The 12,534-nt window shown below is 38.7% G+C and carries 10 protein-coding genes; 9 read left to right on the top strand and 1 reads right to left on the bottom strand.

The window, feature by feature from the left end; genetic code table 11:
• The first annotated feature begins 18 nt into the window (after nucleotides 1-18).
• Nucleotides 19-2,037 (top strand): LysR family transcriptional regulator, encoded by a 2,019-nt coding sequence (locus HWQ58_RS08415; RefSeq protein ID WP_292860308.1) that lies wholly within the window; start codon nucleotides 19-21, stop codon nucleotides 2,035-2,037.
• Between the two features lie 293 nt (nucleotides 2,038-2,330).
• Here HWQ58_RS08415 and HWQ58_RS08410 read toward each other — a convergent pair whose 3' ends face one another.
• Complete coding sequence (locus HWQ58_RS08410) at nucleotides 2,331-3,047, bottom strand: heme oxygenase (biliverdin-producing) (protein WP_292860305.1); 717 nt, start codon at nucleotides 3,045-3,047, stop codon at nucleotides 2,331-2,333.
• Between the two features lie 567 nt (nucleotides 3,048-3,614).
• On the opposite strand from HWQ58_RS08410, the gene glmM reads away from it, so the two are divergent.
• The 8 genes from glmM to HWQ58_RS08370 all read left to right on the top strand — a co-directional run bounded on the left by glmM (nucleotide 3,615) and on the right by HWQ58_RS08370 (nucleotide 12,247).
• On the top strand, nucleotides 3,615-5,087 hold the full coding sequence (glmM, locus tag HWQ58_RS08405; RefSeq protein ID WP_292860303.1) for a phosphoglucosamine mutase: 1,473 nt from the start codon (nucleotides 3,615-3,617) through the stop codon (nucleotides 5,085-5,087).
• Nucleotides 5,088-5,428: 341 nt separating this feature from the next.
• Complete coding sequence (locus tag HWQ58_RS08400; protein ID WP_292860300.1) at nucleotides 5,429-6,205, top strand: glycosyltransferase family A protein; 777 nt, start codon at nucleotides 5,429-5,431, stop codon at nucleotides 6,203-6,205.
• A gap of 164 nt (nucleotides 6,206-6,369) precedes the next feature.
• Nucleotides 6,370-8,025, top strand: coding sequence for a hormogonium polysaccharide biosynthesis protein HpsL (gene hpsL, locus HWQ58_RS08395; protein WP_292860297.1), 1,656 nt, complete (start codon nucleotides 6,370-6,372; stop codon nucleotides 8,023-8,025).
• Between the two features lie 271 nt (nucleotides 8,026-8,296).
• Nucleotides 8,297-9,277 (top strand): hormogonium polysaccharide biosynthesis glycosyltransferase HpsN, encoded by a 981-nt coding sequence (gene hpsN / locus HWQ58_RS08390; protein ID WP_292860294.1) that lies wholly within the window; start codon nucleotides 8,297-8,299, stop codon nucleotides 9,275-9,277.
• Between the two features lie 59 nt (nucleotides 9,278-9,336).
• Entirely contained in the window at nucleotides 9,337-10,512 is a 1,176-nt protein-coding gene (hpsO, locus tag HWQ58_RS08385) for a hormogonium polysaccharide biosynthesis glycosyltransferase HpsO (RefSeq protein ID WP_292860291.1), read from the top strand.
• A 49-nt stretch (nucleotides 10,513-10,561) separates the two neighbouring features.
• Nucleotides 10,562-11,737, top strand: coding sequence for a hormogonium polysaccharide biosynthesis glycosyltransferase HpsP (hpsP, locus tag HWQ58_RS08380; RefSeq protein WP_292860372.1), 1,176 nt, complete (start codon nucleotides 10,562-10,564; stop codon nucleotides 11,735-11,737).
• A gap of 58 nt (nucleotides 11,738-11,795) precedes the next feature.
• Nucleotides 11,796-11,912 carry an element excision factor XisH family protein gene (locus HWQ58_RS08375; RefSeq protein WP_366837582.1) on the top strand — a complete coding sequence of 39 codons (117 nt, stop codon included), beginning with the start codon at nucleotides 11,796-11,798 and terminating at the stop codon, nucleotides 11,910-11,912.
• Nucleotides 11,913-11,923: 11 nt separating this feature from the next.
• Nucleotides 11,924-12,247 carry a XisI protein gene (locus HWQ58_RS08370; protein ID WP_292860369.1) on the top strand — a complete coding sequence of 108 codons (324 nt, stop codon included), beginning with the start codon at nucleotides 11,924-11,926 and terminating at the stop codon, nucleotides 12,245-12,247.
• Nucleotides 12,248-12,534: the final 287 nt, after the last annotated feature.

Here is a 12,534-nt window from a genome sequence, read left to right as displayed (position 1 = left end):
AATCTTGCCTTACCTAGTATGAATAAGATTAAACTCGAAGACATTACCCTAAATCACCTCAAAATCTTAAAAGCAGTAGATGACTGTGGTAGCTTCTCTAAAGCAGCACAAAAACTAGGTTATAGTCAAGCACTAATTAGTAAAAAAGTCAAACAAATAGAGGATTATTTTGGAGTAATTCTCTTAAATCGCTCACCTGGCTCTATATGTTTGACTAATAAAGGCAGGAAATTGATTTCCCAGACACTTAATGTTGTAGAAACTGTAGAAAATCTGCAAGAAGAATTTCAGGCAACATTTAGCGCTGAGGGCGAAGATTTGATATTGGGAGCTACTAGTTTAATTTTAGAAGTCTGGCTCAAACAATATTTGCAGCGATTTCAGCTTTGTTTTCCAGGTAGAAATCTTAAAGAGATTGCGGTTAAAAATAGCACATTTTTTTCCAATTCTCAACTCCTAGAAATGGATCTTTTGCTCAACAGTTGCGCTGGATACAAAGAAGAACACCACTGCACTAGATTAAAAACTCATAAAATGCTGTTGGTATCCTTTGGGACAAGTAAATATCTCAATGAGCATAGCCCAGTCAAAATAAATGATATTGATCTGACTGATATTGTACTTTTAGACGAGGTTCATCAAGAACTATCTAAAAATGAATTTTTGATGATCAAATTAACTGGTGTACAGGTGCTACACAGTTATCAAGAGATACTAAACTACGCTGACAAAAATCAAAAGCTAACCATTTTACCTGACTTTTGCCAAGCTGATATAATATCTCAATATCAAGTTTTAACTTTTCCGATTCAAGATATCAATGAATATGGAATTTATCTTCATGTTCCTCGCTTTAGTGAATTGTTAATATCCGCAGAGGGTTTGGTAAGAAGTTTTAGACTAGATCCGGATAGCTTAGAAAGTTTGCCCAACGTAAATCTATTTTTAGGTAGCTGTTATCCCAAACAAGAAAATGTTTTGAGGATAGGTATTCAAAGAGATTCTATAGGACAGTTTATTGCTGGATATGGAACTAAGTATATTTCTGATTTACAGAGAGCATCATCACTTGAACAGGCTATTTTCAAAAATATTGAAATTAATCGAGATTTAGAGTTACAAATTCTGCCGTTTGCTTCTGGGGAACAAATGAACCGACAGATGAAACGGGGAGAACTAGATATTTGTATTTTAGATGATATTTCTCTCTTGAATAATGGTAGCCAATTCTTTGATGATTTAAGTTTTGGTTCTAAATTGATTGGGATTGCTTCGTATAATCTTTTGGGTCTAGATATAAATATTGTTTTGCATAAAGATTCTTCTATAAACACTATCCAGGATCTAAAAGGTAAACGAATTTCTACCTTATTTGGTTCAAATGCCCATAGATTCATCATTACTCTTTTTGACCTCTATGATATGGATGTTAGTAAAGATTGCAGATTAGTGAATGAAGATCCTCGTAGAGCAAGTAAGAGTTTGGCAAATAAAACTATAGATGCTTACGTATGTTGTCAGACTTTTGCCTCGATATTAGAAGCTTATGCTTTTGTCAGAAAGCTGCCTCTATCTCAAACAATTAGTTTAAGAATTCCATCAATCAGAGGAATTGTTTGTCGCTCGCAGTTCATTAAAGAAAACCCTAAAATTGTAGTTGCTTATTTATATGATTTAGTGGTTGCTAACTATTGGTTTAATTCATCTCCAATCAAGGCAGCAGATTTATTAACTAAAGTGATTGATGTGAGAACAACTCAAGTAAATCAGTTTTTTAATCCTGTATTTGGGAACCGCATCGATCCGACTCTCAAACCTCAATGGTCTTGGTTGCTGAAGACTTTAAATCGCAGGTTGGAAGGAAAATATGGTATTTCACTATTTGATGTAGATTTTTGGATAGATGATTATTTTTTAAGACTTGTCTATAATTTGCTGAATCTAGATTATCACTTTCATCAAGTTTCTTTTGCAAGTGAATTTTCTAGCAGCTATTTTGTTGAAGAACAGTTTAGCCGACATATAAAAGTTTTGTAATGATTTAGGTCGGAGGTAGTTATACTAATTAAAAATTAAAAATTAAAAATTCAGAAAACTAAATTTTATCTATCTGTCACATTCTTTTTTTAGATTGGTACTAACTGCTTCAATCATAATTGAGGGGCAATCTCCCCATGCTTGCTTTCACGAATCAAAAGCAGTCACAAGGCTATTGCCCCTAAATATTTTGAGCGTTTTTCGCTCTTTCCCCAGAAACACCTATGAATTATCCTTGATCGGGCTATCTGAATTTATGACTCCACACACCATACTCCGCAATCTCAACACGGTTATTCAGCAGTGATGAGTTCAGTACTACCACGTGTACGACGCCGTGTGAGACTATTATATAGCATCACACCGATCGCCTTAATTAAATTGCCTTCCAATTCTTGGAATAGCTTCATGTTCGTGCCAAAGGCGGCGTTAGCTTCATCAACGATGCGATCGGTTGCCGCCTCGTCAAGGGGTAATTCATCCAAAATTTGCCGATATTTGGCTTTGAATGCCTTCTCATCAGTAATTTCTGGAAACTCATAAAAGGCTATTCCTTGTCCATCAGACAAATTCATCGCTGTTACAGCAATATTTTTGAGAATTTGTCCCCCGGATAAGTCACCTATGTAACGAGTGTATGAATGGGCGATTAACAATTCCGGTTCTGTAGCAGATATTTCTCGGATGCGCTGTACATAAGCTTCACCTGCCGGAGATAGTTTGATTTGCTCTCTCCAGTTTGCACCAAAGTAATAACTCAGGTCTTGCTCTAGGCTATGCTTACGGTTTAGCTGAGGAAAGTTAATTTTAGAAACTATTGGGTGCTGGCGATGCTTTTCGATTTCCTCTTCCATCGCTGAGTAGACGAAGTAAAAGTTAGCAACTAGTTTCCGGTAAGAGTTTTTTTCCACTACTCCTTTTAAAAAGCACTTGACAAAACCTACATTTTCTGCCATTGTGTGGGCTTTCTTAGTGCCTACACGTAATTTGGTTGCTAAATTGCTGCTCATGCTAAATTTCTCAACTTTAAAAAGTTAACTGCCGGAGTTTTGATTCATTAACGGCTAAAAAAGCCATTAAAACGTTACCTTAAAACTATTTGATGAGAATTTATATTAAAATTTTTTAAGCTGCAATGATTTTGTCGTTTTTTACACAGCAACGAGGCTAAGAGAACAGAACTTTAGATTTCAATATTTTGATTTTTTGTGTTCTTTGCTGAATCTTGCTTTCATTCTCAGCTTTGGTGAAAATTTTTGTGATAAAACCAGAGTAATGTTTATTACATACTTCGTGGTTGGTAGCATTGCAATGGGGGAACTAAAACAGATAAAAATCAAAAATAAAGTTGCGGCCATAAAAGGAATAATTAGCTAAGATGTGGAGATTTTACTGATAAGGTAAAAACCAATACTGACTTTATCAAAGATTTACAATCAAAGACCAAATAATTCAGTATTATTACGTAAAGATAGCTTGGTCTAGAATGAATTTCTAAAGAGAAAAAGCATGTCAAAATTGCTGAATAAAGTCTTAAGTGCTATTTTTCAGTGTGATTGTGTGGAGTGTTTAAAAATATGGTTTCATCTATAACTCGGACATCGGGCATTTCTGGGGGTTCTACTTCTGAAGTTGAGGGATTGGGCAAAGGAATTGAGAGCAGTTTTGGACTGAATTTAATCTCATTACCAGCAAATCCCTTATTTGGCACAGATGGGATTCGCGGGCGAGTCGGAGAATTACTGAGTGCGCCTCTAGCATTGCAAGTTGGTTTTTGGACGGGAATTGTTTTACGTAACCATGCGACTCAAGTAGGGCCAGTCATTCTCGGACAGGACTCTAGAAACTCCAGCGATATGCTGGCAATGGCTTTGAGTGCAGGGTTAACAGCAGCAGGGTTAGAAGTCTGGTATTTGGGATTATGCCCCACTCCTGGCGTTGCCTATCTCACCAGCGTCACTGATGCCATCGGCGGAGTGATGATTTCTGCTAGCCACAATCCCCCAGAAGACAACGGGATTAAGATTTTTGGTGGCAATGGTGGGAAGTTACCGCAAATATTGCAGGCAGAAATAGAAGCAGGACTGCGTGGCAAAATATCACCAATAACTAGAGTCAGTAATTGCGGACGGCATTACTCACGTTTCGAGTTAGTGGAAGATTATGGTTCGGCGTTGAAAAAACCCTTGAACAGTGCCCTAAATCTTCAGGGAATGAAGATTGTTTTAGACTTGGCGTGGGGAGCAGCAGTTGGATTAGCACCATCAATATTTACACAAATGGGAGCCGAGGTAATCTGCTTGCATAACGAAGCAGATGGCGATCGCATTAATGTTAACTGCGGTTCCACGCACCTAGACATTCTGGCAGCAACGGTACAAGAACACAACGCCGATATCGGCTTTGGCTTCGATGGCGATGCCGATCGCGTCTTAGCAGTAGACAATACAGGCAGGCAAGTTAACGGCGATTACATTCTTTACCTGTGGGGACGGCACTTACAACAAAACCAACAATTACCAGACAACCTGATTGTATCTACAGTCATGGCCAACTTAGGCTTTGAGAAAGCTTGGCAGCAAATTGGTGGTAACTTAATTCGTACCGCAGTTGGCGACCAATACGTGCAAGCCGAAATGCAGCGCACTGGAGCAATGTTAGGTGGCGAACAATCAGGGCATATTCTTTGCTGTCACTATGCCGTGACTGGAGATGGCTTGTTAACTGCATTACACATAGCATCTTTGGTGAGAGAGGCGGGTGTTTCCTTGAGCGAATTAGTAGATCAAAGCTTCCAAACCTATCCACAATTGTTGCGGAACGTGCGCGTTGTCGATCGCGATCGCCGTTTGGGATGGCAAGATTGCCAACCTGTACAACAAGCGATCGCTCTTGCTGAAGTTGCAATGGGCGATTCCGGCAGAATTTTGGTTCGCGCCTCTGGCACAGAACCAGTCATTAGAGTAATGGTGGAAGCCGCCAATGCCGAACTCGCCAACTACTGGACAAATGAATTAGTTTCGCAAGTTCAGCAGCATCTGATGGACTAAATTAGCTAATATCTCATCTTTGCTTAAAAAAAACGTCAAGTTTAATCACAGCTTCTACGAATTAATCCACCCTTGGTTATGTGTAGAAGCTGTGACATTTTGATTACTTGTTAAACCCAAAGAATCCCAAAGAGCCAAAGCTATGCTTCATCTCCCCTCACCGTTTGCCGAGAGAGGATTAAGAGAAGCCAGCGCAATCTTCTTTCTTGGGGTGTAGGGTGCAATGACTGTGGGAATCACAACTAAATTATCCGAACATGATATAAATTCAGTCTTAGCGTCAGTCGGAACGTGGTATTATTTACCTCGAGATTCCTAACTACTTGTTCTGATAAAATACAGTGCTTGTTTTTGTTATCCCACTCAAAAGTGCACAAGCTTCCAATTCCTGGGAGCGTGTTACACAATTATTTGAAAGATGCATTAAATCAGTTTGCAATCAAACCTCACCTAACTTTCACCTTATTGTTGTTTGTCACGAAAAGCCCAAAATAGAATTCACTCATCCTCATATTACATACATTACAGTTGATTTTTCCGCTCCAAACGAGCCTACCCCTGTAGCCAAAGGAGACACAGATAAAGGGCGTAAAATCTTAAAAGGATTGGTTTATGCTCGTCAATTTTCTCCCACTCACACTATGACAGTTGATGCTGACGATTGTGTTAGTGAAAAGTTAGCTAAATTTGTTCAACAACATCCTGATTCTAATGGATGGTTTATAAGTAAAGGTTATAAATATCAAGAAGGCAGTAATTACATATATATTAAGAGGAGCAATTTTTATAAAATGTGCGGTACTTGTAATATTATTCGATATGATTTGAATTATTTGCCAGAAACCGCAGAATATAATCGTGGCTACGGATACTATAGATATTATATAGACCACGCTAAAGTTAGAGACACTTTAAAGAGCAAAGGAAAATCAATTAAATCATTACCATTTTCAGGTGCGGTTTATATTTTAGCAACAGGAGAAAATCTTTTTGAAAATTCAAAAAGATTAAGATTTAGCATTTTTAATCGTAAATTGTTAAATCAATCATTGAGAGATGAATTCGGATTATATGATTTACAGCAATCAAAAGAAATTTATCAACTCTCGGAATTGTAAATTATTTTTGAAAAATTCTAAGTAGTCTTGTAGGGTGTATTAGCAAAGCGTAACGCACCAAAAGCTTGGAATTCTACTATAGTTTCGGCGCTAACACACCCTAAAGCAAATGTTAGTCCTATATAATAGAGTATTTTGCGAGGCTGATAGGCTACAGTGCCACTATGCCAAAATTAAAATCAAAATCTCAGCAATCTAAAAAATCGAAAAAGCAGGCTAAAAAGGAAACTTCTACCCTTAGCCTCAAAGAACAGTTAGCCCAAAAGCGCAAATCTGCCCAAGTACGTAAAGAACTCACTAGCTTACTCACCACCGCAACTTTTGGCGGTGTCTTCGTTGGCATTCTACTTTTTTTCGTAGCTGGAATTAAAGCAGCAGTCCCTGGCGTGTTAGGGATAATAGTCATGTCCCTTTCCTACAAATATCCGCGCCAAGCTTTATATGCCTTCATCATTTACATACCTGTGGGAGGTACTGTCACCTACTACTTGGGCAATAGTCCCATACTCCAATTAGCTAAAGATGCCTTTTACGTTCCAGCGCTAATTGGACTTTGGCAGACTTGCCGTAGACAGGGGCTACCCTTAATTATTCCCAAAGGCATTAAAATCCCACTTTATATTGTTTTGGCTTGCAGTCTGCTAACACTGTTGTTTGTCAATGGTGCACAGCAATTTAACCCACCTAGTGCGGGACTATTAGAAAAAGCACGCCAAGAAATACCATTAGGCATGGGAATTCTGGGGCTAAAAGTATTTTTAGGCTATGTCCCCCTGATTGGTTGTGCCTACTATCTAATTCGCGATAAGCGGGATTTTCTATTTTTATTGCGCCTCCAGATTGTCCTCACACTGATTTGCTGCGCGCTGGGATTTATTCAATATTTTTTACTACTAACTGGTGTATGTCAAGGCACTAGAGGTCTTGAAGGAGATGCCTTATTTAGAGCAACACTCGAAGCTCGGTGTTATTTTGGTGGAGCGCTAGTATATAGTCCCGAAGAAGGGATTATTCGCCTACCAGGGACATTTGTAGCTCCTTGGCAGTGGGCATGGTTCTTAATTTCTAGCACCTTTTTTACCTTTGCCACCGGCTTCAACGATCCCTCCCCAATATGGCGGATAATCGGTTTAGCTTCTTTAGTGGGAGTTTTTATCGATGCTGTAATCTCTGGACAGAGAATCGCCTTAGCTTTAGTACCAATCTGCTTCGGGATTTTGCTATTACTCACTGGACAACTTGGCAACCTGAAACGATTTATCCCCATAGGCGTGGGACTTGTCTTCATTCTGGGAATTGCGATGGTGACTAACCCTGCTGTCGTACAAGAGAGAACCGAGAGTTTTGCCAGTCGTTGGAACGCTTCACCACCTCAAGATTTTATCATCCAGCAATTTGAAGAAAACTGGAAAAACGTAGACGGGCCATTGGGAAGCGGCTTAGGACGAGCAACAAACTCTGCCCGTGTGATGGGTGAAACTAAGCTTGTAGAAACCTACTACCCCAAAGTACTTTATGAAGTGGGAATTTTTGGATTATTAGCGTTTCTGGGTTTGGTAACAAGTTTAACAATTCTTGGCTTTAAAACCTATCGCTCCATAAAGAACCGTAATTTCCGCAGTTCCGGAGCAGCTTTGTGGGTGTTTATATTGTTTATTAGTTACAACACTTACTACTATCCTCTGGATGTCGATCCTGTTGCTGCCTATTATTGGTTTTTTGCAGGAGTTCTTTTTAAATTGCCAGAATTGGAGAAACAAGATAAAGAAGATGCCAACCCTCAGCAAAAAAACAAGAAAAAACGTCTAAAAACAATTTAAATGAAATAAAAATGGGCAAAGAATATCATTGGAGGTCAAAAATACCTCAGCATTCCAAATCTACCTCGAAATTATCGCCATATACTTATTTTTCGATGATACTTATTGATGGGTAAGCAATTTCGTAGTCAGAGAGAGGAATGAAAGCGAGGTTTTTCAGAAACCATGAAAATACAGTGTGTAAATTAAAGCAATAGCCACTTACTGAATTTCATGAAAATTAATTTTTACAAGGCTATTATAGAAGTAGTAAAATTACTTAATGATAATTATGAATAATTGGCCATTAGTTACTGTAGTTATCGCAACCTACGGACGAGAACAAGCGCTACGCGATAGCATTGTGGATGTCTTAAAACAGGACTATCCAAATTTTGAAGTTTTAATTGTAGACCAAACTCCAAAACACCAACCAGAAATTCAAGTCTACCTAGAAGAGATGGCAAAGGCAGGTAAAATTAAATGGTTGCGCTTAGATTGGGCAAGTTTGCCAGGGGCGCGGAATTATGCCGTCCGGCGGTCATCTGGTGAAATAATATTGTTTATTGATGATGATGTTCAGTTAACCCCTGGATTGTTAGCAGCTCATGCGAAAAATTATATGCAAAATCCAGAGGTGGGGGCTGTCGCCGGTCGGGTTTTTGACAAAATGAAATTAGGTGATTCTGGAGGAGATTTACAGATTGAATATCTGCCTCCCGAAGCTATGGACCCAGGAATTGCTTGGTATCATATTGATTTAGTACATACCATCAAACCCCAACAAGTACTGACAGCGAGGGGTTGTAATATGTCATTTCGCCGCGAAATTTTTACTAAGTATGGATTGAGGTTTGATGAGAGATTTGGTGGGAGTGCAGTACGCGAAGAGTCAGATTTTTGTTTGCGGTTGCGACAAACGGGGTATAAAATTTGGTACGACCCAGAGGCCCATTTGGTACATTTAGGCGAAGAAACAGGGGGTTGTCATGATATTAGTATGCGATCGCTAAAATATCAACTCACCTTCTACCACAACCATTTTTTACTGGGGCTGAAAAACCTAACTGCGACTCAAGCTTTGCGCTTATATGGTCGTTTATTTGACTGTCACGTTCTCGGACGCCCACCTTGTCACAAAAGCGGTTCCCCCATCAAAATTGCCACTCGCGCTATTTTCTACACTTTGGGTTTTTTCAAAGCCTTGGGTACTGTCATCCAATCACTATGGAACGATGGTCAAATTTACAGTCGATTGGATGAACAAGTTTAGGTATTAGTCATTTGTCATTGGTTATTAGTCATTAGTGAATAACAAAGAATAAATGAAAAATGAGAATTTTAGTTGCTAGTCATACTTATATCGTAGACCTCAACTGTGAGAAATTACGCGCTTTATCTCAACTAGAACCGGGGGTTGAAGTGACGGTTGTAGTACCAAAGCGCTGGAAACCAGGCGGTGTACAAAACAGAATTATTGAAACTGAATACCGTGATGAAGGCAGATTTAGAATAGTTCCAGTTTCTAATTTTAGTCAAAATCATCAGGGACTCCTTACCTTTGGCGCTGATTTGATATCTTTATTCAAACAATTTTGCCCGCAAATCATCCAAGTTGAACAAGGGTCTAGAGCCTTGGCTTATACTCAAATGATTGCCTTAAATCAGCTATTAAGACTCAAGGCAAAAAATGTATTTTTTACCTGGTGGAATCTTCCTTATGAACTGAAACTACCAATTTCTTTATTAGAAAAATATAACCTCAACCATAGCCACGGCATTATTTCTGGCAATCAAGATGGAGCAGAAGTTTTGCGACAACGGGGATATACAGGAGCAATTAAAGTCATGCCGCAATTGGGAGTAGATGAAAGTTTATTTACTCCCAAATCCCAACCAGAGTTAGCAGCAAAATTAGGTATTGATAAAGGAGATTTTGTAGTAGGGTTTGTTGGGCGATTTGTGCAAGAAAAGGGATTATTAACACTTTTACAAGCTTTAATATATTTGAAAAACAAACCTTGGAAGTTCCTGCTGCTGGGACGGGGAGAATTGCAAATTGAATTACTCAAAATAGCAGCAGAAAACAATATAAAAGAACGGTTAATTTTGGTAGAAAGTGTTCCTCATGATGAAGTTAAAAATTATATCAATTTAATGAGTACTTTGGTATTGCCTTCAGAAACAACTTACAAGTTTCAAACCTTAACTTCTGTTGGTTGGAAAGAACAATTTGGTCATGTGCTAATTGAAGCGATGGCTTGCCAAGTTCCTGTGATTGGTTCTGATTCTGGGGAAATTCCCTATGTAATTGGTGATGCTGGCTTAGTATTTCCTGAAGGTGATGTTCAAGCTCTTGCTAATTGCTTAATTCAATTAATAGATAAACTAGATTTTGCTCATACTCTTGGTGAAATGGGTTATCAAAAAGCAATGATTCAATATACAAATAAAGCTTTGGCTAAACAGCAATTAGAATTTTATAAAGAGTTGGTCATTAGTGAATAATAAAGGACAAAGGACAAATGACGAAAGATAAATGACAAATGACAAAAAAATGAAAATATTACAAATTGTTCCCTCAATTTCTCTAATTTATGGTGGCCCTAGTCAAATGGTACTAGGATTAGCTCCAGCGTTAGTAAAAGAGGGAGTAGAAGTTACAATTCTCACAACTAATAGTAATGGCGATAATGGTCAAATACCTCTGAATGTCCCTTTAAATCGCCCTATTAAACAAGATGGCTATGAAATAATTTACTTTCGTTGTGCCCCATTTCGTCGTTACAAATTTTCCCTAGATTTATTAAACTGGCTAAAACGTCACGCTCACGAGTTTGACATAGCACATATTCATGCTTTATTCTCACCAATAATTAGTGCTGCTGCTCTTGTGTGTCGTCAGCAAAAGCTACCTTATATTTTCCGCCCTTTGGGTACTCTCGACCCGGCTGATTTACAGAAGAAAAAGCAATTAAAACAGCTTTATGTTGCAATTATAGAACGTCAAAATTTAGCTAGTGCCGCAGCAATTCATTTTACTAGCGACCAAGAGGCTAAAATATCAGAACGTTTTGGAGTATCTACGCCAGATTTGGTGATTCCCTTGGGTGTGATTCCTTGTCAATCTTCTCTTAAAAATGTATGTAGTCAGTTAGAAATACCAAAGGATGTACCTTTAGTGCTATTTATGTCACGAATTGACCCGAAAAAAGGGTTGAATTTGTTGATTCCGGCGCTAGAGAAGCTGTTAGCAGTTGGTTATAAGTTTCATTTTGTCTTAGCTGGGACAAATCCTCAAGATCCAGATTACGAACAAAAGATAATATCCCAAATTCAAAATTCACCATTGCGATCGCACGCTACAATTACTGGCTTTGTTAGTGGTGAATTAAAAGTTAGTTTACTACAAGCTGCTGATTTATTTGTCTTGCCTTCCTACTACGAAAACTTTGGGATTGCTGTAGCTGAAGCTATGGTTGCAGGTGTACCCGTAGTCATTTCTGACCAAGTGCATATTTGTCGACAGATACGTGATAGTGAGTCGGGTTGGGTAGGCGCAACAGATGTTCAAGCACTGGTAGAGTTACTGCAAGAAGCTTTGCAAAATCCCGCAGAACGCCAACGACGGGGATTAAACGCCCAAAAGTATGCCTTGGAAAATTTTAGCTGGGATGCGATCGCAAAGCAAACAATCCAAGCTTACCAAAAAATTCTGGCAAACAAACTCTAAGTGTCATGGGAGCAATGTGATAGGTTGAAATAGCAAACTGTAAGATCAATCATCTCTTGTGGCTGCTAAAGATCGCTTTCATCAAGTTGTTAAGACATCTCTCACCAAGGATGGGTGGAATGTTACTCACGATCCATTACAAATAAAGGTGGACGGTGTTGATTGGAAAATCTAACAGATCAATTAATGAACTATCAGCAAACTGTCCAGCAATTATTGATGGGCTATGCTCAAAATAAGCCTGCTTATGGTGATATTGAAGTTGAAACTATTTTTGATACGGAGCGAAATCACTATCAAATCATGCATTTGGGTTGGCAACATAAGCGCTGGATTCATCAATGTGTAATGCATCTTGATATTCGGAATGAAAAAATCTGGATTTTCTACAATTCAACTGAACATGATATCGCGGCCGATCTAGTCAGGCTGGGTGTACCAAAACAAGATATTGTGCTGGGGTTCTATCCTCCTTTTATGCGTGAAATGAGTGATTATGGGGTGGGATGAAAGAGTTAGAGAACGTTTATCACCAAAACAGTGCCTCGGCAAGCAGCCCCTAAATTTATTTATGAAAAAAATAAAAATATTTTTTAAGGGGACTCGACATGCTGTGAAAAAGCGAAAAACGCGGTCTTGGGCAAAGCCCCAAGTGGAGCGATTTTTCAAGACAATATGTCCAAGTTTTCAATCTCCTAGTTTTAACTATGGGGTTATACTCTAAGCCGAGGCACTCAGCAGTCAGCACTACTGAACGCTCGTCCTTTATCCGAAAGTGCTGACAACCTAAAATTTTG

Origin of the sequence: Nostoc sp. LPT (genome assembly GCF_017115165.1) — a bacterium.
GTDB lineage: Bacteria > Cyanobacteriota > Cyanobacteriia > Cyanobacteriales > Nostocaceae > Nostoc.
The sequence above is the reverse complement of the archived record's forward strand: the minus strand, read 5'-3'. Positions and strand labels throughout refer to the sequence as shown.

Excerpts from the sequence above, each read along its gene's own strand:
- HWQ58_RS08415 (WP_292860308.1), top strand. The coding sequence starts at position 19 with ATGAATAAGATTAAACTCGAAGACATTACCCTAAATCACCTCAAAATC.
- HWQ58_RS08410 (WP_292860305.1), bottom strand. The coding sequence starts at position 3,047 with ATGAGCAGCAATTTAGCAACCAAATTACGTGTAGGCACTAAGAAAGCC.
- glmM (WP_292860303.1), top strand. The coding sequence starts at position 3,615 with ATGGTTTCATCTATAACTCGGACATCGGGCATTTCTGGGGGTTCTACT.
- hpsL (WP_292860297.1), top strand. The coding sequence starts at position 6,370 with ATGCCAAAATTAAAATCAAAATCTCAGCAATCTAAAAAATCGAAAAAG.
- hpsN (WP_292860294.1), top strand. The coding sequence starts at position 8,297 with ATGAATAATTGGCCATTAGTTACTGTAGTTATCGCAACCTACGGACGA.
- hpsO (WP_292860291.1), top strand. The coding sequence starts at position 9,337 with ATGAGAATTTTAGTTGCTAGTCATACTTATATCGTAGACCTCAACTGT.
- hpsP (WP_292860372.1), top strand. The coding sequence starts at position 10,562 with ATGAAAATATTACAAATTGTTCCCTCAATTTCTCTAATTTATGGTGGC.
- HWQ58_RS08370 (WP_292860369.1), top strand. The coding sequence starts at position 11,924 with ATGAACTATCAGCAAACTGTCCAGCAATTATTGATGGGCTATGCTCAA.